The organism is Bacillus sp. FSL M8-0256, from assembly GCF_038005765.1.
GTDB classification, from domain to species: domain Bacteria; phylum Bacillota; class Bacilli; order Bacillales; family Bacillaceae; genus Bacillus; species Bacillus safensis.
This window is the reverse complement of the sequence record NZ_JBBOTU010000001.1, coordinates 2849388-2870776: the sequence shown is the minus strand read 5'-3', so window position 1 is coordinate 2870776 and position 21389 is coordinate 2849388. Positions and strand designations below refer to the sequence as shown.

21 protein-coding genes, 1 riboswitch and 1 other annotated feature are annotated in these 21389 nt (G+C 41.4%); of the genes, 15 read left to right on the top strand and 6 right to left on the bottom strand.

Translation table 11 applies throughout. The features are described from left to right. Positions 1-14 precede the first annotated feature (14 nt). Together NSQ76_RS14715 and NSQ76_RS14710 are read left to right on the top strand one after the other, a co-directional pair. On the top strand, positions 15-809 hold the full coding sequence (locus NSQ76_RS14715; protein WP_041107366.1) for an alpha/beta hydrolase family protein: 795 nt from the start codon (positions 15-17) through the stop codon (positions 807-809). 39 nt (positions 810-848) lie between these two features. After that, on the top strand, positions 849-1091 hold the full coding sequence (locus NSQ76_RS14710) for a DUF2584 domain-containing protein (protein WP_025092385.1): 243 nt from the start codon (positions 849-851) through the stop codon (positions 1089-1091). A 41-nt stretch (positions 1092-1132) separates the two neighbouring features. Here NSQ76_RS14710 and pckA read toward each other — a convergent pair whose 3' ends face one another. Then, positions 1133-2719 carry a phosphoenolpyruvate carboxykinase (ATP) gene (gene pckA / locus NSQ76_RS14705; protein ID WP_024424910.1) on the bottom strand — a complete coding sequence of 529 codons (1587 nt, stop codon included), beginning with the start codon at positions 2717-2719 and terminating at the stop codon, positions 1133-1135. A gap of 226 nt (positions 2720-2945) precedes the next feature. Next, a riboswitch (SAM riboswitch) is annotated at positions 2946-3080 on the top strand. 195 nt (positions 3081-3275) lie between these two features. Here pckA and metK point away from each other — a divergent pair. Both metK and asnB read left to right on the top strand, forming a co-directional pair. Continuing rightward, positions 3276-4478 (top strand): methionine adenosyltransferase, encoded by a 1203-nt coding sequence (gene metK, locus NSQ76_RS14700; protein ID WP_024424909.1) that lies wholly within the window; start codon positions 3276-3278, stop codon positions 4476-4478. Between the two features lie 148 nt (positions 4479-4626). Further along, positions 4627-6525 (top strand): asparagine synthase (glutamine-hydrolyzing), encoded by a 1899-nt coding sequence (gene asnB / locus NSQ76_RS14695; RefSeq protein WP_024426217.1) that lies wholly within the window; start codon positions 4627-4629, stop codon positions 6523-6525. 142 nt (positions 6526-6667) lie between these two features. Here the strand turns inward: asnB and NSQ76_RS14690 are convergent, their stop codons facing one another. Next, entirely contained in the window at positions 6668-7183 is a 516-nt protein-coding gene (locus tag NSQ76_RS14690; RefSeq protein WP_024426216.1) for a gamma carbonic anhydrase, read from the bottom strand. 45 nt (positions 7184-7228) lie between these two features. On the opposite strand from NSQ76_RS14690, the gene NSQ76_RS14685 reads away from it, so the two are divergent. Together NSQ76_RS14685 and NSQ76_RS14680 are read left to right on the top strand one after the other, a co-directional pair. Then, the gene (locus NSQ76_RS14685) at positions 7229-8008 is read left to right on the top strand and encodes an alpha/beta hydrolase (protein ID WP_024424906.1); all 780 of its coding nucleotides are present in this window, start codon (positions 7229-7231) and stop codon (positions 8006-8008) included. Between the two features lie 30 nt (positions 8009-8038). Then, positions 8039-9118: a tetraprenyl-beta-curcumene synthase family protein gene (locus tag NSQ76_RS14680; RefSeq protein WP_341054543.1), complete on the top strand. Its 1080-nt coding sequence runs from the start codon at positions 8039-8041 to the stop codon at positions 9116-9118. 178 nt (positions 9119-9296) lie between these two features. On the opposite strand, the gene NSQ76_RS14675 is transcribed toward NSQ76_RS14680, so the two are convergent. Beyond that, the gene (locus NSQ76_RS14675; protein WP_024424904.1) at positions 9297-9869 is read right to left on the bottom strand and encodes a tRNA (mnm(5)s(2)U34)-methyltransferase; all 573 of its coding nucleotides are present in this window, start codon (positions 9867-9869) and stop codon (positions 9297-9299) included. Beyond that, positions 9866-10831: a TIGR01212 family radical SAM protein gene (locus NSQ76_RS14670; RefSeq protein ID WP_017358356.1), complete on the bottom strand. Its 966-nt coding sequence runs from the start codon at positions 10829-10831 to the stop codon at positions 9866-9868. Before NSQ76_RS14670 ends, NSQ76_RS14675 begins: the two co-directional genes overlap by 4 nt. A gap of 152 nt (positions 10832-10983) precedes the next feature. Here NSQ76_RS14670 and NSQ76_RS14665 point away from each other — a divergent pair, with 152 nt between their 5' ends. From NSQ76_RS14665 to NSQ76_RS14635, 7 genes are all read left to right on the top strand, one after another. Then, entirely contained in the window at positions 10984-11259 is a 276-nt protein-coding gene (locus tag NSQ76_RS14665) for a YtzC family protein (protein ID WP_024424902.1), read from the top strand. Positions 11260-11403: 144 nt separating this feature from the next. Then, positions 11404-11583 carry a hypothetical protein gene (locus NSQ76_RS14660; RefSeq protein ID WP_024424901.1) on the top strand — a complete coding sequence of 60 codons (180 nt, stop codon included), beginning with the start codon at positions 11404-11406 and terminating at the stop codon, positions 11581-11583. Between the two features lie 17 nt (positions 11584-11600). Then, positions 11601-11993: a GntR family transcriptional regulator gene (locus NSQ76_RS14655; RefSeq protein ID WP_019743690.1), complete on the top strand. Its 393-nt coding sequence runs from the start codon at positions 11601-11603 to the stop codon at positions 11991-11993. Continuing rightward, positions 11986-12864, top strand: a complete 879-nt coding sequence (locus NSQ76_RS14650) for an ATP-binding cassette domain-containing protein (protein WP_024424899.1) — start codon at positions 11986-11988, stop codon at positions 12862-12864. The genes NSQ76_RS14655 and NSQ76_RS14650 overlap by 8 nt, the downstream gene beginning before the upstream one ends. Then, a complete protein-coding gene (locus NSQ76_RS14645) occupies positions 12858-13844 on the top strand; it encodes an ABC transporter permease subunit (RefSeq protein ID WP_341054538.1) in 987 nt (328 codons plus the stop codon). The genes NSQ76_RS14650 and NSQ76_RS14645 overlap by 7 nt, the downstream gene beginning before the upstream one ends. A gap of 21 nt (positions 13845-13865) precedes the next feature. Next, positions 13866-14564, top strand: coding sequence for an ABC transporter ATP-binding protein (locus NSQ76_RS14640; RefSeq protein ID WP_044332340.1), 699 nt, complete (start codon positions 13866-13868; stop codon positions 14562-14564). Next, positions 14554-15864 (top strand): ABC transporter permease, encoded by a 1311-nt coding sequence (locus NSQ76_RS14635; RefSeq protein ID WP_024424896.1) that lies wholly within the window; start codon positions 14554-14556, stop codon positions 15862-15864. The genes NSQ76_RS14640 and NSQ76_RS14635 overlap by 11 nt, the downstream gene beginning before the upstream one ends. A gap of 65 nt (positions 15865-15929) precedes the next feature. On the opposite strand, the gene NSQ76_RS14630 is transcribed toward NSQ76_RS14635, so the two are convergent. Together NSQ76_RS14630 and NSQ76_RS14625 are read right to left on the bottom strand one after the other, a co-directional pair. Further along, a complete protein-coding gene (locus tag NSQ76_RS14630; RefSeq protein ID WP_024426209.1) occupies positions 15930-16628 on the bottom strand; it encodes a sunset domain-containing protein in 699 nt (232 codons plus the stop codon). Between the two features lie 255 nt (positions 16629-16883). After that, positions 16884-17687 (bottom strand): PAS domain-containing protein, encoded by an 804-nt coding sequence (locus NSQ76_RS14625; RefSeq protein ID WP_125587182.1) that lies wholly within the window; start codon positions 17685-17687, stop codon positions 16884-16886. A 422-nt stretch (positions 17688-18109) separates the two neighbouring features. Here NSQ76_RS14625 and NSQ76_RS14620 point away from each other — a divergent pair, with 422 nt between their 5' ends. Together NSQ76_RS14620 and leuS are read left to right on the top strand one after the other, a co-directional pair. Continuing rightward, positions 18110-18439: a DUF4257 domain-containing protein gene (locus NSQ76_RS14620; protein ID WP_008343006.1), complete on the top strand. Its 330-nt coding sequence runs from the start codon at positions 18110-18112 to the stop codon at positions 18437-18439. Positions 18440-18542: 103 nt separating this feature from the next. Beyond that, positions 18543-18764: a binding site (T-box leader), on the top strand. A gap of 97 nt (positions 18765-18861) precedes the next feature. Then, positions 18862-21276: a leucine--tRNA ligase gene (gene leuS, locus NSQ76_RS14615; protein ID WP_024424893.1), complete on the top strand. Its 2415-nt coding sequence runs from the start codon at positions 18862-18864 to the stop codon at positions 21274-21276. Positions 21277-21389 lie beyond the last annotated feature (113 nt).

Here is a 21389-nt window from a genome sequence, read left to right as displayed (position 1 = left end):
AGGAGAGAAATCGAGTGATTGTGGAAAAAAGAAGGTTTCCGTCGCCCCATCCGCATATTCACTTATATACAGTGACCTATGAGGCAGATGGACTTCGGATGAAAGGGCTGCTCGCTGAACCGGCCGGAGAAGGTTTCTACGACGGCTTTTTGTATTTACGAGGCGGCATTAAAAATGTGGGGATGGTCAGACCAGGCCGGATTGTGCAATTTGCCGCGCAGGGTTTTGTCGTCTTTGCTCCCTTTTACCGAGGAAACCAAGGAGGCGAAGGGAACGAAGATTTTGCCGGAGAAGATCGAAAAGATGCGTTCGCTGCCTTTCAGCTGTTAAAACAGCACAAAAAAGTGAAGAAGGATCGCATTCATATCTTTGGTTTTTCGCGAGGCGGTATTATGGGCATTTGGACCGCTGTTGAAATGAAACAAGAGGCGGCTTCCTTTGTCACATGGGGAGGCGTCAGTGACATGAAACTGACTTATGAAGAGCGGGTGGATATGAGACGGATGATGAAGCGTGTGATTGGCGGACCGCCGCATAAGGTGCCAGAGGCATATGAGAACAGAACCCCTTTAAATGATGTGGATAAAATTGAAGCACCTGTCCTCATCATCCACGGAGAAGAAGATCAAAATGTATCGATTGAGCATGCGTATTTGTTAGAAGATGCGCTGCGCCAGCACGGAAAGTCCGTGGAGACATGGTATTTCCACGGATACAATCACTACTTCCCGCCGCAGCATAATCGAGAAATTGTGAGAAGACTGACCACATGGATGCACAGCCGAAAAAGCGGAAATGTGGTAAAATAAGCAGTATAACGAAATATAGAAAGTAGGGGGATTTTCATTATGGGAATGCCTGTTGAATTTAATACAATGATTGTCACAAAGGGAAAAGAGACAAGAATTGAAGAAAATGTATTTGAACTCATGAAGGATGGATACCGCATTTATCCATTAAATATTCCACTTGAGGTGCGCAAAACGAAAGACGGAGAAAAAACTGGGACAGCACATGTTGAAAAGCTGGAGCTGACAGACAATGTCACGAAGGTGACGTACCGTCTTGTGTCATTGCATTCAACCAACTAAAAAAGCTGAGGGATTGAATTTCCTCAGCTTTTTTCATTTGGTTATACGAGTGGTCCGCCTTTGGCTTCAATGTCACTTGCCGCGTGGCTGAATTTTTGGAAGTTCTTTTTAAATTCATTGGCAAGGAAGTGTGCTTTTTCTTGATAAGCCTCTTGGTCATCCCATGTTTTAGCAGGTTGAAGCACTTCATCTGGTACACCAGGAATATGAAGCGGGATGTGTAAGCCAAAGATGTCATCAGTAATCATCTCGGCATTGTCAAGGTCACCTTCGATTGCTGCCTGCACCATTGCTCTTGTATGAGCGAGATTCATTCGTTTGCCTGTACCGTAGCCTCCGCCAGTCCAGCCTGTATTCACAAGGAATACTTTTGCACCGTGCTCATCAATCTTTTTGCCAAGCATTTCAGCATAGACGTGAGCTGGAAGCGGAAGGAATGGTGAACCGAAGCAAGTAGAGAATGTCGTTTCTGGTGATGTGACACCGCGCTCAGTTCCAGCTAATTTACTTGTGTACCCGCTCAAGAAATGGTACATTGCCTGCTCTTTTGTTAAACGGCTGATTGGAGGTAAGACGCCAAACGCATCAGCTGTTAAGAAGACAATGGCAGATGGGTGTCCTGCGATACTAGGTTTCACGATGTTATCAATCATTTCGATTGGGTAAGCAGCGCGTGTATTTTCAGTAAAGAAGGTATCATCGTAATCCGCTTCACGTGTTTCTTCATCAAGCACAACGTTCTCAAGAACTGATCCGAAGCTGATCGCTTTGTAGATCTGCGGTTCTTTTTCTTCACTTAAGTTCACACATTTCGCATAGCATCCGCCCTCGATATTGAAGACCCCTGTGCCAGACCAGCCGTGTTCATCGTCTCCGATCAGCTTGCGGCTTGCGCTTGCAGAAAGCGTCGTTTTCCCCGTACCTGAAAGTCCGAAGAATAGGGCCACATCGCCTTCTTGACCTACGTTTGCTGAGCAGTGCATGGATAAAATGTCTTGCTCAGGAAGCAGGTAGTTCATCACAGAGAAAATGGACTTTTTCATTTCTCCTGCATATTCTGTTCCACCGATAAGAATCGTGCGTTTTTCAAAAGAAACGATGATAAACGTTTCAGAGTTTGTGCCATCTGTTGCAGGATCTGCTTTAAAGTGCGGTGCAGATAAGATGGTGAAAGGTTTTTCGTTTGAAGAAGGTGTTGATCCGTCAGGTCTGATAAATAGCTGCTTGGCAAAAAGATTGTGCCATGCGAATTCGTTTACAACTGTAATCGGCATACGATATCTTTCATCAGCGCCTGCAAACCCTTCAAAGACGAATAGTTCATCACGTTCTTTTAAGTATGACACAACCTTTGTATATAAACGGTCAAATGCTTCTTTGGAGATCGGCTGGTTTACTTGACCCCAATCGATTTTATGTTCAGAGCTTTCTTCTTTGACGATAAATTTATCTTTAGGCGAACGTCCTGTATAGGCTCCAGTTGTAGCGCGGACGGCTCCAGTTGATGTTAAAACGCCTTCATTACGTGCCAAAATCTTTTCAACAAGTTTCGGAACAGATAAATTTTGGTGCGTATTTTCTAATGAGAGCAATGACTGCAAATCTTCTTTTAAATCCACTGAGTTCATAAAAAAACCCTTCCTTTACCGTTGAATTTGTTTGTTTCGATTAGTATAACACATTAATAATAATAGTCTATACTATTTAAAAATTTTTGTGTGTGTTTTTTCATTTCTGCTATGAAAATATGCTTTTTGGTGATGCTAATGGTGAGGAGAAAAAAGAGGGAGATAATTCTTATGAAGCATTGACATGACGCAAGGGTTTAAGATAAGATATCTTATTGAACGGATACTCTTATCCCGAGTTGGTGGAGGGACAGGCCCGATGAAGCCCAGCAACCGGTTTCTTATGAAAAAGGCATGAAAATGCTGAGAAACCAAGGTGCTAACCTGATGCAAGGTACAAGAACACCTTGAGCGATAAGAGTGAAAGGCATGCGATCTCAGACCCTTTCCTCGCAATGAAGGAAATGGTTTTTTTATTTTTGGGATATCATATGAACAAATTGCCAATAACATCTCTAATATAAACGTTTTCAAATATAAGAGGGAACGAGTTCCGTATCATATTGGAGGCCTCATCTTGGGATGATGTGGTCTTGTACAGGAGGAAATAGCCATTATGAGTCAAAATCGTCGTTTATTTACTTCAGAATCAGTGACAGAAGGACATCCGGATAAAATCTGTGATCAAATTTCAGACAGCATTTTGGATGAAATTTTAAAGAAAGATCCAAATGCACGTGTTGCCTGTGAAACTTCTGTTACAACCGGTCTCGTATTAGTAAGCGGTGAAATTACAACGTCTACTTATGTCGATATTCCAAAGACGGTGCGTGACACAATTAAGGAAATTGGCTACACACGTGCGAAATATGGTTTTGATGCGGAAACATGTGCGGTACTTACATCAATTGATGAACAGTCTGCTGATATTGCGCAAGGTGTAGACAAAGCGCTTGAAGCACGTGAAGGAACAATGACTGAAGAAGAAATTGATGCGATTGGTGCAGGTGACCAAGGATTGATGTTTGGTTTTGCCAACAACGAAACCGAAGAGCTCATGCCGCTGCCAATTTCACTAGCGCATAAATTATCTCGCCGTTTAACAGAAGTACGCAAGAATGAAACACTTGCATACCTTCGTCCAGACGGAAAAACACAAGTTACAGTTGAATATGATGAGCAAAACAAACCAGTTCGTATTGACACAGTGGTTATTTCTACGCAGCATGCACCAGAAGTGACTCTTGAACAAATTCAAAGTGACTTAAAAGAGCATGTCATCAGTCCTGTCGTTCCAAGTGAACTGATTGATGAACAGACAAAATACTTTATTAACCCAACTGGCCGTTTCGTGATCGGTGGACCTCAAGGGGATGCTGGTTTAACTGGACGTAAAATCATCGTTGATACGTATGGCGGATACGCTCGTCATGGCGGCGGTGCTTTCTCAGGTAAGGATGCAACGAAGGTTGACCGTTCTGCGGCATACGCTGCACGTTACGTAGCGAAAAACATCGTAGCTGCCGGCCTTGCAGATTCTTGTGAAGTACAGCTTGCTTATGCAATTGGGGTTGCACAGCCTGTATCGATTTCAATTGATACATTCGGAACAGGAAAAGCTTCAGAAGAAAAATTAATTGAAGTGGTTCGTGCAAACTTTGATCTTCGTCCAGCTGGCATTATTAAAATGCTTGACCTGCGCCGTCCGATCTACAAACAAACAGCTGCATACGGGCATTTCGGCCGTCACGACTTAGATCTTCCGTGGGAAAAAACGGATAAAGCCGATACACTTCGCAAAGAAGCATTGGGACAATAACAACATAAAAAACCGCTTATTTTAAGCGGTTTTCCTTTTGATTAAAAAAAAATCTGCAAAAAGCGAAAAAATGTGAAACAAAATCGGACAAAATACTGTCTAATTATAGGTCTACTTTTAAGAAATAACATAACGTGGAGGCAATAATATGTGTGGGTTTGTTGGTGTATTTAATCACCGTCCATTGTCCGAAACTACTGAACAGGAAGAGCTAATTAAACAAATGAACCGTCTCATCGTTCATCGTGGTCCGGATGATGAGGGTTACTTTCATGATGAGCATGTAGGATTTGGATTTAGACGTTTAAGTATTATAGATGTTGAGCACGGAAAGCAGCCGCTTTCTTATGAAGATGAAAAGTATTGGATTATTTTCAACGGAGAAATTTATAACTATGTGGAGCTGAAGGAAGAGCTTGTGAAAAAAGGCTATACGTTCAGCACAGATTCTGATACGGAAGTACTTCTTGCCACATACCGTCATTATAAAGAAGAAGCGGCTTCAAAGCTTCGCGGCATGTTTGCATTTTTAATTTGGGATAAAGAAGCGCAATTATTATATGGCGCAAGAGATCCTTTTGGCATCAAACCGCTTTATTTTACACAAATGGATGAGCAAGTGTACTTTGCGTCTGAACGCAAAAGCTTGATGGCAGTGAACGAGAACATTTTATTTGATGAGACATCCTTACAGCAATATATGTCATTCCAGTTCGTACCTGAGCCAAATACACTTGATCAAAAGGTGCACAAAGTAGAGCCAGGTCATCAGTTTACTTTACGCCCAGGACAGGAGATTGAATTTAAGACTTACTGGAAGGTTCAATTCAAGCCTGAGCAAACACAAGAACAAAAGCTGATTGAAGAAGTCCGCGATGCAATCTATGATTCTGTGAAAATTCATATGAGAAGTGATGTACCTGTTGGTTCATTCCTATCAGGTGGTATCGATTCTTCTTTCATCGTATCTGTCGCAAAGGAATTTCATCCTGAGCTGAAGACGTTTTCTGTTGGCTTCCAGCAGGATGGCTTTAGTGAAGTTGATGTAGCGAAGGAAACGGCTGATAAGCTTGGCTTACAAAACTTCAGCGCGGTGATTTCTCCTGAGGAATATATGAATGAGCTTCCGAAAATTGTTTGGCATTTAGATGATCCTTTAGCTGATCCGGCGGCGATTCCATTGTACTTCGTGGCAAAGGAAGCAAAGAAACAAGTGACGGTTGTTCTTTCTGGTGAGGGAGCAGACGAGCTGTTCGGTGGATATAATATTTACCGTGAGCCGCTTTCTCTTAAACCATTTGAATCTGTACCATCTATGCTGAAAAAGCTTCTTCTTCGTCTGGCGCGCTTAATGCCAGAAGGAATGAAAGGAAAAAGCTTTATCGTCCGCGGCTGTACACCATTAGAGGAACGTTATATCGGTAATGCGAAAATCTTTGAAGAGCCAGTAAAGAAAAACCTCTTAAAGCAGTATGATCCGAACATTACGTATCGTGATGTGACGAAGACATACTTCGAGGAAAGTGCAGGCTACAGTGATATTAACAAAATGCAATATGTTGATATTCATACGTGGATGCGCGGGGACATCTTACTGAAAGCAGATAAGATGACAATGGCGAATTCTCTTGAGCTTCGTGTTCCTTTCCTTGATAAGGTCGTATTTGAAGCAGCTTCTAAAATTCCAGAAGAGCTGAAAACAAAAGATGGCACAACGAAATATTTATTGCGTAAAGCAGCAGAAGGCATTGTGCCTGACCATGTGTTAAACCGCAAGAAGCTGGGCTTCCCTGTTCCAATTCGTCATTGGCTGAAAAATGAGATGAACGCTTGGGCGAAAGACATCATTAAAAACAGTCAAACTGACGAATATATTAACAAAGCGTATGTGCTTGATTTATTAAATGAACATTGTGCTGGTAAAGCAGATCATAGCCGTAAGATTTGGACTGTCCTGATCTTTATGATTTGGCACAGCATTTATGTCGAGCGCAGTATTGATCCAGAGCAATTGAATCATCAACCGAAAGAAGTCATCTTCAGTTAATGAAAAAAGGTTTTCAGCTTTGTGCTGAAAACCTTTTTTGTCATGATAGAAAGGGGTGGAAAAGGGTAAAATAACAAGCGGTTCATAGTTATTGCTTAATATCCTGAAAAAAACATGATAAAGTGAAGATACACGTATGATGTTAACGAGATAAAAGGGAACGATAGTATTGTCCTTTTTCTACATATTCTCTGCGGATTCGGTCCATGTCTTGGATATCTTCATCTGTTAACAGCCGAACGACTTTGGCTGGACGGCCAAAAGCGAGTGATCCTTTTGGGATGACCTTTCCTTGAGGGACAAGACTTCCTGCACCGATAAAGGCGCCTTCGCCAATCTCCGCACCATCGAGAATAATAGACCCCATGCCAATGAGGGCATTTTTTCGAATGATTGAGCTATGTAATGTGACTTGGTGTCCAATAGTAGCACCATCTTCAATAAGAAGTGTTTTTCCAGGACTTTGATGCAGGCACGATAAATCTTGAATGTTGACGTTCTTTCCAATTCTCACAGGTGCAACATCGCCTCTGATGACGGTTTGAAACCACACGCTCGAATATTCTCCGATTGTGACATCACCGGTAATGGTGGCGTTATCTGCGACAAAGACCGATTCATGAATCTCAGGTGTAAACTGATGATATGGATAAATCACTTTTTCGACTTCCTTTCTTAATACAACATTTGTGAGGTGTTTACTTTGTGGACTTGGCATGCTGAAAGACCAGTTGGTACAATTGTCATTGTACATGGTGCGAGTGAATATCACGGCCGATATAAATGGCTGATTGAAATGTGGCGGAATGCAGGCTATCACGTCGTCATGGGTGACTTGCCTGGACAAGGCACATCGACACGTGCGCGAGGCCACATTCGTTCGTTTCAAGAATACATTGATACAGTCGATGAATGGATCGAACATGCGAAATCATTCAGACTTCCTACTTTTTTACTTGGACACAGTATGGGTGGACTCATTTCAATTGAGTGGATGAAGCAGTATACCCATACGAAGTTGAATGGCCTTATTTTATCATCACCTTGTTTAGGTCTGCAATTTAAACCGAAGAAGCTGATGGATTTTGCGTCAAAAGGTCTAAATGTGCTGGCACCGTCTTTTAAAGTGGAGTCAGGTCTGTCGATTGAACTAGCGACACGAAATCAGGCGGTCATTGAGGCAGACTCAAATGATTCTCTTTACGTGACAAAGGTGTCGGTTCGCTGGTATCGAGAGCTGATCAAAAATATCGATGCGGCGATGCAGCCGACAAATGTCTTTAAATCGATCCCGCTCCTTTTAATGCAGGCGGGAGATGATAAGATCGTCGATAAAACGAGGGTGATTAAATGGTTCAATGGCATAGAATCAACCAATAAATCATACCGTGAATGGGAAGAGCTGTATCACGAAATTTTTAATGAACCAGAAAGAGAAGATGTGTTTAAGGCGGCAAGAGCCTTTACAGATCAATATATTTGATTGTGAGCTTTAAGTTGGGGGTGGAGTGATTTGTCAGTACCAGAGCGTCCTTTTGCACTGATGACAAAGGTGTATAAAGATATTTTTCCGCTTGTTCATCAGGAGCTGAAAAAGTGGCGGGCTCATGCCGAAATGATTGAAAATGAAGAACTGAGAACGCAGGCACTAGCGAGCATATCGAGTAAAACGTTTCACTGTGAAGGCGGAGGCATTTTATCTCTTCTAGCAGGCGATGAGAAAGAAACGTGCATTGAATTCATTGTGGCGTATCAAACCATCAGTGACTACTTAGATAACCTATGTGACCGCAGCACGTCGCTTGATCCTAAGGATTTTCATATGCTGCATCAAGCGATGAGAGATGCGCTTGATATTCATGCTGAGCTCAAGCCATACTATCAATTCCGTGATGATCAAGAGGATCATGGATATTTACATGCGCTTGTCCGCACATGTCAAGACGTGCTTACGCGCGTTCGGCATTATTCGATCATTCAGCCATATTTACACACGCTGTGTGATTACTATAGTGACCTTCAAGTACATAAGCACGTCGTTCCTCATGAGCGTGTACCACGGCTAGAGTCATGGTTTCGCCAATATGAAAAAGATTTGCCGAAGATGGAATGGTATGAGTTTTCAGCTTGTGCGGGATCAACGTTAGGAATATTCTGTCTTGTGGCGTATGCGCTGCAGCCTGATTTTACAGAAAAGCAGGCGAAGCAAATTTATGAAAGCTATTTCCCTTATATTCAAGGTCTGCACATTTTACTCGATTATTTAATTGACCAAGAAGAGGACCGGCTTGGGGGAGATCTGAATTTTTGCTCATACTATGATTCTCATCATGAGATGATGGATAGACTTCAGCATTTTATCGAAAAAGCGGATGAGCAGCTGAAAGGTATTCCGCATGAAAACTTTCACAAATTGATTAACAGAGGATTACTGGCGGTCTATTTGTCCGATGAAAAAGTGACAGCCCAAAAAGAGATGAACAAGCTGGCAAAGCGGCTGATCAAATCAAGCGGGAAAACATCGTTCTTTTTCTATATTAACGGAAGAGCCTATCGGACCTATCAGAAAATGCCTTGGATGAAATCATCATAAAAAGCTCAAATCCATTAGGATTTGAGCTTCAGCGTGTAGACAAACCCTCGCATTCGGTGTCAGGTCTGCGCGCCGGTACTCACGAATGTCAAATTCGCTCCGTTCCGGTGCTTGCCCGTTCCTAGACTGCAAAGGTTTTCTATCACGCTGAAAAGAAGAAAAAAAGCTAAAATGCACATCATTTTAGCTTTTTTTCAATGGCGACCACAAACGGCGGGTCGTTTTGAATATTCATGTATTGATATGATAAAACTTGTACCTCTTCATGAGGCAGTGATCTGCAATAGTCGAGAAGCACTTCTTTTTCTCTTTTTCCTTCGGGATGTCCGTGGTAGATCACAAGGACGATCAGACCTCCGGGTTTGAGCCATTCGAGGAGCTGCTTGATGGCTTCAATGGTTGTATGAGCCTGAGTGGTGACGGCTTTATCGCCTCCGGGCAGATACCCAAGGTTAAACACTGCACCGGCTATTTGTCCATAAGCATCCTTCGGAAGATGATCCGCCAGTTTTTCATGTCCATCATGGATGAGGTGAACGTAAGGATATTGATCGCCAAGTCTTTTGCTTGTCTGCTGCAAGGCTTCCTCTTGCACGTCGAATGCAAACACTTGTCCATCAGTTCCTACAAGGTCAGCTAAATAGAGTGTATCGTGGCCGTTGCCCATTGTTGCATCTATAACGATGTCGCCTTTTTGACAAGCGCGTTCTAACAGCTCTTTACTAAAAGGAAGCATGCGTTTCAAAATCATTTAGCTGCTTCTTCCAATCTGACGAAACGTTTCCCTTGGTAGCTGTTACGTCTTTCGAGCTCAGCATTAATGGCATTGAGTACTTCCCACTTATTTACACTCCACATTGGACCAACCATTAATTCAATTGGGCCGTCGCCTGTAATACGGTGAATAATCATTTCTGGCGGCAGAATCTCCAGTTGATCACAAACAAGCTGAACATATTCCTCCTGGCTTAAAAACTCAAGCTTTCCTTTTTCATATTGCTTGACCATTGGAGTCCCTTTTAAAAGGTGAAGCAAATGAATTTTAATTCCTTGCACATCTAAATCCGCAACAGCTTTTGCTGTTTCCATCATCATGTCCCGGTTTTCAAGAGGCAGTCCATTGATGATATGTGAGCAGACACGAATTCCGTGTTTTCTCAGTTTTTCTACACCTTCAACGTAGCATTCATAATCATGAGCACGGTTGATGAGCATAGCTGTCCGTTCGTGTACCGTTTGAAGACCAAGCTCTACCCATAGGTAAGTGCGTTCGTTTAATTCGGCTAAATACTCGACTACGTCATCCGGCAGACAGTCAGGTCTTGTTGCAATGGATAGACCTACGACACCATCCAGATTCATGACGGTTTCATATTTTTCTTTTAGGACAGGAAGCGGTGCATGTGTGTTTGTATACGCCTGGAAATACGCCATGTATTTTCCGTCTTTCCATTTTGTATGCATCCGGTCTTTGATTTCGTTAAATTGAGTGATGAGATCATCAGCCCGGTTTCCTGCAAAATCACCAGATCCAGCGGCACTGCAAAATGTACAGCCGCCGTGGGCTACAGTACCATCACGGTTTGGGCAGTCAAAGCCGCCGTCTAAGGCTACTTTAAATACTTTATGACCAAAGTGTTCACGCAAATGGTAGTTCCACGTGTGATAACGTTTTTCGCTGTTTGAATATAAAAAAGGGTTATGCTGATCCAAGTCAGTAACCTCCTTGCATAATAATAGGCATCCTTAAAGTTTAACAAAAATCACGAAGGAGGACAATTGAATCTGTCCAACATTTTCTTTAGTGAAAAAGCGTTACATGGGCAAAATAGGCGGGAGCGATGATGAAATGGAGGGAATGTAAGATGGCAACAAGGCAGTCGATCGATGAATTTATCCAAAAAAGTACGGAAACCCTTGAGTTTGCAAATGAACAATTTGATTTGAGCTCACGTCAGGAACATTATAATGAGGAAGAGTTTTCAAAAGCACAGCTCATGCTTGAGAATACGGTCAATGAATTAGAAAAATTAAAAGATGTCGCCAATGACCAGCAAAGAGAACGTTTAGACAGGGCGCGAGTTCAAATTCAGAGCTTGCAAAATCAAATGATTTTAGGGATTTCCTACGATAATGAATGATGAACAGATCCTTCTTTTAAGGGTCTGTTTTTTATTTTTTTTAATAAGTGATTGACTTTTATGCTGGGTGTCTATATTGTATTAAGTGTACTACATCAACTAATACACTACAGACACTTAAAAAGTGAAGAAAGGTGTTCAACCATGAAAAAAGAAAAAAAACCAATCAATTTGAAGTGGATGGTGCTGGCTGTTGCGTTAGCATGTACATTTTTTTTCGTTCTTGTTTTCATTGGTTTTGAAGTTCAAAAAGATTTGATACCCAATTCAGTTCCTTTAATGCAAGGACATGATCAAGCGATAGGACTGCAAAAGCATGAATGAGGAAAGAGGGAGTCATCATGATTCAAATAGATCCAAGAAGCGCTGCGCCAATATATGAACAAATCATTGAGCAGCTCAAAATTTTATGTTTAAAAGGCGTGATGAAGCCAGGTGACAAACTGCCCTCTGTCAGAGAGCTCGCCACCATTATCATTGCCAACCCAAACACCGTCAGTAAAGCCTATAAAGAGCTGGAGCGGGAAGGGATTATTGAAACTCTGCGGGGCCGCGGTACGTATGTAACAGAAGGTGCTCAGTTAAAGCTGAATGAAGGGAAGGTGCTCGAGATGAAAGAACAGTTAAGACAACTCATCATAGAAGCTCATTATGCTGGTATTGATATTCATCAGCTCAAGGAATGGCTGGAAGAGATCGGCTCAAGTCTAAAAGGAGGAAAACAAGTTGATTGAGGTCAGAAATGTATCGAAGAAATTAAATGGACGCGAAGTACTCAGCGACGTTTCCTTCAAAATAGGCGAAGGTGAGATCTTCGGTCTGCTTGGCCGGAATGGCTCTGGGAAAACAACACTTCTCAGATTAATTCAGCAAATTCTTCTTCCGGATGAAGGAGAGATTTATTTTAAAGATGTGCTGGTGAAAGACCACCCTTTAGTAAAGCAAAATATTGTATTCATGCCAGTCGTGAATCCTTACTTTGATAGATACAATTACGGACAGCTTGTCCAGCTGTTAAAGCATATATATCCAAAGTTTGACGTGACCTATGCCAATGAGCTTGTGAACCGCTATGAAATTCCGGAAAAAGTGAAGTATCGTGAGTTGTCGACAGGGTTAAAGAAACAGCTGTCATTAATTTTAAGCTTTGCCATCAAACCAGCGGTCATTTTATTAGATGAGCCGACTGATGGAATTGACGCCGTCACAAGAAATGACGTTCTTCAGCTGATGATTGACGAGGTGGCAGAACGACAAACAACGATTTTAATTACATCTCACCGCTTAGAGGACATTGAGCGCATGTGTAATCGAATTGGATTTTTAGAAGGAAATGAACTCACAAGTGTCATGGATTTAGATGAATTAAAGAATGACTATGTCAAAATCCAAATGGCCTTTGAAGAAGATATGAACTTAAGTATTCGAAAAAATGGCGTGGCGATTTTGGATCAAGCGGGCGTTTTCTATACAGCGCTTGTTCTAAAAACCGACGAAGAAGCTAAAGAGTACTTGAAGTCACTGAAACCAAAAGTATGGCATGAACTGCCTGTGAATTTAGAAGAAGTATTCATTGCGAAGTTTGGAGGGAAACGCAGATGGTAAAGCGGCAATTATTATATAAGGAGTGGAAGCAATCTGAGCTGACATTCATTTTAGTGATGCTTGTTGCGGTGTTTGCGACGCCCTTCGCATTCTTAATGGAATATTCGTCTTTTCAAACGTGTCTAAACGATACAGAGTGTATTACGGATGCACCACGTTTTTCTTATATCTTTAAGACGGATCCTTTCCTCTCTCTTTCATGGCTAATGGGAATTTTCTTTGCTGTCATGCAGCTTGGATTTGAGAGAAATAAAGGGCAGATGGATTTTACCTTATCCTTACCATTTAGCAGGAGTACAATCTATCACACAAAGTTTTTCTTAGGTGCTGGAATCATTGCAGTCGCTCATGCCGTTTCTTATGTTCTTACTTATTTACTTATTTTAGGACTTAACCCACTAGAAACACCTGGCTTTCATAGCGTTTATATCATTTCGCTTGTGTCCTCCTTGATGTTTTATAGTTTATTTTTTGCAGCGGGTACTTTAACCGGAAGTTCCATTGCGCAAGCAATCGTTGGGTTCAGCACAGCTATTTTACCCTTTTTAGTGATCGGATTACCGCTTGTTCATGTAGATTTTATTATCAAGACAAGTGGGAGTTGGTTAGATAAGAGCTTCGCTTATTTGATATCGCCTATATCTCCAATCAACTATATTATAGATGAACCTTTCCGATCTGATTATCCTCTTTGGTTCTCAGGCGAAAAAATCATTATACCTATTGTCATGGTGGTTCTGTTTTATCTAATTGGCTTAATTAGCTTTATAAAACATCCAATTGAAAGAAATGGCCGCTTCTTCCTTTACTCAAGTATGGATAGACCTATTCAGATTATGGTCATTGTCTTCGGTGTTCTAGGGTTTGGATGGTTTGGTTTTTCTTCAGATAATTCCATATTTGGTTATATCGTTGGTATGCTCATCGGTGGAGTCGTAGGCGCCTTAACGAGTTATTTCTTAATCTATAGAAAAAGATAAACAGAGAGCAGGGGAGTAGAGATGATTCAGATTCAAGCATTAGATCATGTATTTAAAATTGGTAAAAAGGGCAGGGAAAATGAAATTCCTGTGCTGAAAGGGATTGACCTGTCCATCAAAAGAGGCGATATTGCTTGTATTGTTGGACGAAGTGGTTCGGGGAAATCGACTTTATTGAACTTAATATCAGGCTATATTACGCCAACGAGCGGAAAAATTGTCATTGATGGCACCGATGTGACCGGCTTTAATGAAAAAGAATGGGCAGACTTTCGCTTAGATCACTTTGGCTTTATCTTTCAAAGCTTTCAGTTGATCGGGAGCTTAACAACGTATGAGAATGTTGAACTTCCGCTCACTTTAAAAGGGGTGAAGCCGTCTGAACGAAAAGTGAAAGTAAAAGAAATGCTGAAACGAGTAGGACTCGAACATCATGCAGGACATTACCCAAATGAGCTGTCAGGCGGACAGCAGCAGCGTGTGAGTATTGCAAGAGCCTTGATTTTAAATCCATCTATTATTTTAGCGGATGAACCAACAGGTAGTCTGGATTCAGAAACTGAAGGAGAAATTTTAGCCTTTATCCAGCAGCTCAATCGCGAAAAAGGAATTACATTTGTCATCATTACACATGACGATGAAGTCGCTTCAATCGCAGACACAACGTTCCAGCTTCACGACGGTGTATTAAAGAAAGGGGAACAATCCATTGAAATTTAGAGATCAGGTCAAATTCATTAGAAGAAATATGAAGAAAAATAGATTGCGTGTGTTTATGACCATTCTTGCGACGACAATGGCATGCTCTTTCTTAATCGTTCTAGCGTCTGTCGGTTTTGGTTTGCAAAAATCAGCTCAAGATGAAATTATGAAACAGCAAATCATCACTGAAATTAAAGTGTTAGGAAAAGAAAAAGGAGACGTTAAGATTGATGATTTAAAGAAATATGATCATGTGAAATCTGTCGTCTCAAGAACGGCAATCAATCCATCGGTTAACGTCGAGCTCGATAACCGTTCAAGTGAAACGCAGGCTGCTTTGACTGATATGAAAGAAGAAAAAGAAGCAGGGCTTGAGCTAGACCGAGGAAAAGTCCCAACATCAGCGAACGAAATTGTGGTTGGATATCATATGGCGCAGCAACTGTGGACAAAAAAAGAACGCGAAGCCTATGAAAAAGAATTAAACCAGACGTCAAATGGGGAAGAAACACCGAAGGAGCCAAAAGGCTACACGAAGGATATTTTAAATAAAGTGATTCAAATCAAAGTGCCAAAACTAAATGAAGAAGGGGAAGTCGTTAAAGAAAAAACATTTGATTTCCGTGTAGTAGGTGTTTTGAAAAAGCCGAATTTGGAGTGGCAGGAGGATCATAAAATTCTGATTCCGAATGCTTATGAAAAAGAATTTGGTCAAATACTCGACCTGTCTCCTGAAGCTGGAAATGTCGAAAAAATGACTTCTGTTTATGCAGATAAATTCGACAATGTCGGTACGCTCACGAATAAACTGACAGATGAGGGCTATCAAGTCATCTCTGTAACGAACCAGCTTGAAGGAATGGATATGTTCTTTACGGTCTTCAAAATTGGACTCATTTTTGTCGGATGTATTGCAGTCATTATTTCTGCCATCGGTATTTTCAATACGATGACCATGGCGGTAACAGAGCGAACACAAGAGATTGGTATTATGAAAGCTATTGGCGCAAATCCATCCATTATCAAGCGGATGTTCCTAATGGAAAGTGCTTATATTGGAGTCATCGGATCAATCATCGGTATTATCATCTCATATTTGATTAGTTTCGCCGTTAATTTAATCATCCCAGCCATTTTGTCGTCCATGTCTGAGGGAGGATCAAGTGATCAATTCTCGATTACTTTTTCCTATATTCCACTCAGCCTTGTCATTACAGCGACAGTGATCAGCGCAGGGGTAGCGATCATTTCAGGGCTTAACCCGGCACGTAAGGCAACAAAAACGAATGTATTAGCAGCTTTAAGAAGAGAAATCTAAAAAAGAACCTCCTGTAAACCCGATTGGGCGCTCAGGAGGTTCTTTTTTATCTTAATTAAACATCGCTATTGCTTAGGTGCCCTGTATCCGGCACGCTCTGCTTCTTCTACTGAGCAGAACATTTTGGTTACATTCTTTGTTCTAGAGTAGTATCTGCTGCTTGGTGTGTGGTAAATACCGTTGACACTCCCTTTAATGTTACAGGCAGCCGATTCTTTTTTTGTTTCCTTTTGTGATTCATGACCGCCTGTGCTTTTTCCTTCATCTTTAGGTGCGGAGCGCTGGACGGTGGAAGACTTCGTATCGCTGCTGCTATTCTTGATTTCTTGTTTGAGTGTTTCATTGCTGGAGGTGAGCTTGTCTATTTTCTCTTCAAGCGATTGAATGGTCTTCTCTTGCTGTTTGACCGTTTCTTTTTCTGAGGTGATGGTTTCTAGCTTTTTTTCCAGCTTTTCTTTTTCCTTCTCCGCATCTTCTAAAGAGGAGGTAAGCGACTCTTTATCAGCTTTTAAGCGCGAAATGTCAGATGAGAGTTCCTTTTGATCCTTTAACAGCTGTTCGGAAGATGGATCGGCTTGTGCCTTTGGCGCATTTCCAGCAGTAAGCGGTAATGACATAATGGAAAAGAAGAGACCAATGATCAAAAAAGGATAAAAAAGTTTCTTTGAAAAAATCAGCTCGTTCTTGCGTTTGAGTAAGAAGAAATTGACAGCATACCCGATGGCAAAACAAACACATAAAAGACCTAATATGAGTAAAAACATATCTAACAGCCCCCCTAAATTGCTATTTACACCTATCATACCTCATTTTTCCATTTTGGGGAGCGGTTCAATTAAAAAAAACCTGTTTACACAGGGTTTTCCAGCGTGTAGACAAACCCTCGCATTGGTTGTCAGGTCTGCGCTCCGGTGCTCGCCCTTCCTAGACTGCAAAGGTTTTCTATCACGCTGAATAGAAGACAAAGAGCTAAAATAAAGATCATTTTAGCCCTTTGTCAACAATCTGAAAAACCCTGTTTACACAGGGTTTTCAGCTAATGGTAATCCTTTTATGGCTTCTTTTACTGTCAAATAAGTGATCGTATTCTGGAAATCTGTATCGAGGTCTTTCATTTTCAGCGCAAGCTGCGGCTTAATCCCAGTGATGATCAGTTCGGTTCCAGTTAGATTGAGAAGATGATGCAGTTTGAAAATACGTGCTGCGACGGAATCATCGACCTCGATTAAACCAGAAAGGTCGACAATTAAATAATCATCCTTTGAATCATCTAATATACAGGTTAACTTAGCGACAATGGCATCAAAGCGTTCTTCAGATAATTTTCCGATAAGCGGAAGAGCAGATACACCATTTTTGATTGGGACGATTGGCGTCGAAAGAGAGGTGACTTCCTGTAAGGAATCTTCTAGGAGCTGTTCATATTCTTTCTGTTTCGTAATATCCTTTTGAAAACCAATGAAAAATGTTTTGTCATCTTGTTCAATGTATAGAGGATCTATATTGAGTTCATTCCAAAAAAAAGTGCCGTCTTTTTTATAATTTTTTAGCTGTGTGGTAATAGGTATTTTGTTTTGAATTCCATGGCGAATTAAAGCAAGCTGCTTTTGATCCGTGTCTTTTCCTTGAAGGAATCGACAATTACGACCAAGAATCTCATCTGGTTTGTATCCAGTCATTTGTGTAAAGCCGTGATTCACATAAACGATAGGGTTATCCTCTAAGGAAGGGTCTGTAATGACAACACCGATCCGCGCATGATCCAGCGCTTTTTTGATGAGTTCAAGCTGTTTTTGCAAGCCGAAAATGTTCGAGCTGACCATATTACCCTCCTTTGCTGCTATAAGACATATCAAATGGTTGTCTTTTCAACCAAATGAATCCTTTTAAACGTAACATAACATATGTTCTGTTTCAACGATTGCAAACGCTTTGTTAAATTTGTCATCATAGTTTGTCCTCCATTAGAATAGAGTAAGTAAGGAGACTTTTCATTAGAAAAAGAAGGAATCAATTACTCATCATTCATAAAATGACAAAAATAGTTAATATGGATTAGGTGAAAATGATTCCAATGCATCAAGATTGTTTTTAGGTCATTCACATATAATGGAAGAAACAAGCTTTTTTTCTTCGTTAGAGAGAATAGACCTTTTACATGGATTATGACGGAACAGCAGAATGGCATTACAGGGGGCTGGACAGCCTGAAGTCGCTTTACTATTCTAAGGGCTTTAGGAAGGTGATGAAAATGCTGCAACAAGTCATTATTGCTTGCGCCATTGGAGGGGTCATGGGCATTCTCGGTCACGTAAAGAAAAAAGGCAGGCTAGAGAAGCCCAGAATGACAAAAAAGTTTATTTACTTAGGGTTTATTGAAGATTGGCTCGTTGGGATGATTGCCGCTACACTGCTTGTCTTATCCTCAAATCCCGAATCTAGTCTGCACTTGATCATCTTATCCATTATTTCAGGTTACGGAGGAGAAGCAGTTCTGCGAAGCTTCGATTTTGTGAGAGAAGAACGTTCACAGGATGCAGGCTCCAACCGTCATAACCGATCTCCACACGAATAATATCCTCTACTTTACCCTAGTCTAGGGTACATTCCCATTGTATACAAACCTGCTTGCACTTATGATCATAATTCTATAAAATACTACTTAGATGACGGTTACGATAAGAACAGTGAAGAGGAGTAGTAGGAAAGCAGTATTTGTCTTTAGAGAATTGACGGCTGGTGAAAGTCAATCAAATCTGCTTCTGAACTCGCCTCAGAGTTGCAGTTGCGTTAAAGCTTCTGTCGCATGTCTGCGTTAAAGATATTAAGTGAGCGTACGAACAGCATGTTACGCTAACAAGGGTGGTACCGCGGGAACCAAAAAATCTCTCGTCCCTTTCCAGGGATGAGGGTTTTTTGTTGATTTTAGAAAAATCTGAATTCTTGCAGTGGTCATCTAAGCAGATAAAGCCGTACATATTAAAGGAGGTTTTCACATTGAGTTTTCAGCATCGGGAAATTGAAAAGAAGTGGCAGGATTATTGGCTGACACATAAAACATTCGCCACATCTGACTCGGAAGATAAACCGAAGTTTTATGCACTTGATATGTTTCCATATCCATCAGGAGCAGGGCTTCATGTCGGGCACCCTGAGGGCTATACAGCAACGGATATTCTATCACGCATGAAACGTATGCAGGGATATGATGTTCTTCATCCAATGGGATGGGACGCATTTGGTCTCCCGGCAGAACAGTATGCACTTGATACAGGAAATGACCCGGCGGCCTTTACAGAAGAGAACATCAATAACTTCCGCCGCCAAATTCAATCACTAGGATTCTCGTATGATTGGGATCGAGAAATCAACACGACAGATCCGAATTACTACAAATGGACACAATGGATTTTCTTAAAATTGTACGAAAAAGGATTGGCCTATATCGATGAAGTACCAGTGAACTGGTGCCCAGCGCTTGGCACAGTGCTTGCAAATGAAGAAGTCATTGATGGAAAAAGTGAACGCGGAGGCCATCCTGTTGAAAGACGTCCTATGAAGCAGTGGATGCTAAAGATTACAGCATATGCGGACAGGCTGTTAGAAGATTTAGAGGACATTGATTGGCCTGAAAGCATCAAAGATATGCAGCGTAACTGGATCGGACGCTCTGAAGGAGCGCACGTTCATTTTGAAGTAGAAGGACATGACGAACAGTTTACGGTTTTCACAACGCGTCCTGATACACTATTTGGCGCAACATATGCAGTGCTTGCACCAGAGCATGCACTTGTTGAAAAAATTACATCAGATGCTCAAAAAGAAGCTGTTAAAGCGTATATCAAAGAGATTCAATCAAAGAGTGACTTAGAGCGGACAGATCTTGCTAAAACGAAAACGGGTATTTTCACAGGAGCGTATGCCATCAATCCTTTAAATGGTGAAAAGATGCCGATCTGGATTGCCGATTACGTGCTGGCGACTTATGGAACTGGAGCCATTATGGCGGTTCCTGCCCATGATGAACGTGACTATGAATTCGCCAAAACCTTTGATCTTCCAATTAAAGAAGTTGTAGAAGGCGGAGACATTGAAAAAGAAGCCTACACAGGTGATGGAAAGCACATTAACTCTGATTTCCTAAATGGGTTAGGAAAAGAAGAAGCGATTGAAAAAGCGATTGCATGGCTTGAAGAACATCAAAAAGGTGAAAAGAAAGTCACATATCGTTTAAGAGACTGGCTGTTCAGCCGTCAGCGCTACTGGGGTGAGCCGATTCCAATCATTCATTGGGAGGACGGAACATCTTCAGCTGTTTCAGAAGAAGAGCTTCCACTGATCTTGCCTAAGACGACAGAGATTAAGCCAAGTGGTACAGGTGAATCACCATTAGCCAATATTAAAGACTGGGTTGAGGTTGTAGATCCTGTTACAGGTAAAAAAGGCCGCCGCGAAACGAATACAATGCCGCAATGGGCAGGCAGCTGCTGGTATTTCTTACGTTATATTGATCCTCATAACACAGAAGAGCTTGCCTCTCCTGAGAAGCTGAAGAAATGGCTTCCAGTTGATGTGTATATCGGCGGAGCAGAACACGCTGTACTGCATCTTCTATATGCACGCTTCTGGCATAAGTTCTTGTATGATATCGGTGTTGTTCCAACAAAAGAACCTTTCATGAAATTGTTCAACCAAGGTATGATTCTTGGGGAAAACAATGAAAAAATGAGTAAGTCAAAAGGAAATGTGGTCAACCCAGATGATATCGTAGAATCTCATGGTGCGGATACATTACGACTTTATGAAATGTTCATGGGACCTTTAGATGCATCAATTGCTTGGTCTGAAACAGGACTTGATGGCGCTCGTCGTTTCCTTGATCGTGTATGGCGTCTCTTTACAAATGAAGATGGTTCACTCAGTGATAAAGTGACAGAGCAATCTGGCGGCGCATTAGAACGCAGCTATCATGAAACAGTTATGAAGGTAACGGATCATTATGAAGGCTTGCGTTTCAATACAGGAATTTCACAATTAATGGTGTTTATCAACGATGCCTATAAGGCGGATACACTGCCGAAAGAATATGCAGAAGGCTTTGTGAAGCTTCTTTCTCCAATTGCACCGCATTTAGCAGAAGAGCTTTGGAATAAACTTGGTCATGAAGGATCTATTTCTTATGAAGCATGGCCTCAATATGATGAGTCAAAGCTTGTCGACGATGAAGTAGAAATTGTTGTACAGCTTAACGGTAAAGTAAAAGCAAAATTAACCGTTCCTGCTGATGCAACAAGGGAGCAGTTAGAAGAGCTTGCGAAAAATGATGCACGTGTAAAAGAACAGCTTGAAGGGAAAACCATTCGTAAAGTGATTGCAGTTCCTGGGAAGCTTGTCAATATTGTTGCGAACTAATGATGACACCCATCGGTATGAACCGGTGGGTGTTCTTTATTTCCCGGGACATAATTTTGTCGAAAACAAGGTGATTCCCGCATCGGTCTCGTATTTTAACAGGTGATCAAGAA

Coding starts and splice junctions, on each gene's coding strand:
- NSQ76_RS14710 (WP_025092385.1), top strand. CDS start 849: ATGGGAATGCCTGTTGAATTTAATACAATGATTGTCACAAAGGGAAAA.
- pckA (WP_024424910.1), bottom strand. CDS start 2,719: ATGAACTCAGTGGATTTAAAAGAAGATTTGCAGTCATTGCTCTCATTA.
- metK (WP_024424909.1), top strand. CDS start 3,276: ATGAGTCAAAATCGTCGTTTATTTACTTCAGAATCAGTGACAGAAGGA.
- asnB (WP_024426217.1), top strand. CDS start 4,627: ATGTGTGGGTTTGTTGGTGTATTTAATCACCGTCCATTGTCCGAAACT.
- NSQ76_RS14675 (WP_024424904.1), bottom strand. CDS start 9,869: ATGATTTTGAAACGCATGCTTCCTTTTAGTAAAGAGCTGTTAGAACGC.
- NSQ76_RS14665 (WP_024424902.1), top strand. CDS start 10,984: ATGGCAACAAGGCAGTCGATCGATGAATTTATCCAAAAAAGTACGGAA.
- NSQ76_RS14660 (WP_024424901.1), top strand. CDS start 11,404: ATGAAAAAAGAAAAAAAACCAATCAATTTGAAGTGGATGGTGCTGGCT.
- NSQ76_RS14655 (WP_019743690.1), top strand. CDS start 11,601: ATGATTCAAATAGATCCAAGAAGCGCTGCGCCAATATATGAACAAATC.
- NSQ76_RS14645 (WP_341054538.1), top strand. CDS start 12,858: ATGGTAAAGCGGCAATTATTATATAAGGAGTGGAAGCAATCTGAGCTG.
- NSQ76_RS14640 (WP_044332340.1), top strand. CDS start 13,866: ATGATTCAGATTCAAGCATTAGATCATGTATTTAAAATTGGTAAAAAG.
- NSQ76_RS14630 (WP_024426209.1), bottom strand. CDS start 16,628: ATGTTTTTACTCATATTAGGTCTTTTATGTGTTTGTTTTGCCATCGGG.
- NSQ76_RS14625 (WP_125587182.1), bottom strand. CDS start 17,687: ATGGTCAGCTCGAACATTTTCGGCTTGCAAAAACAGCTTGAACTCATC.
- NSQ76_RS14620 (WP_008343006.1), top strand. CDS start 18,110: ATGAAAATGCTGCAACAAGTCATTATTGCTTGCGCCATTGGAGGGGTC.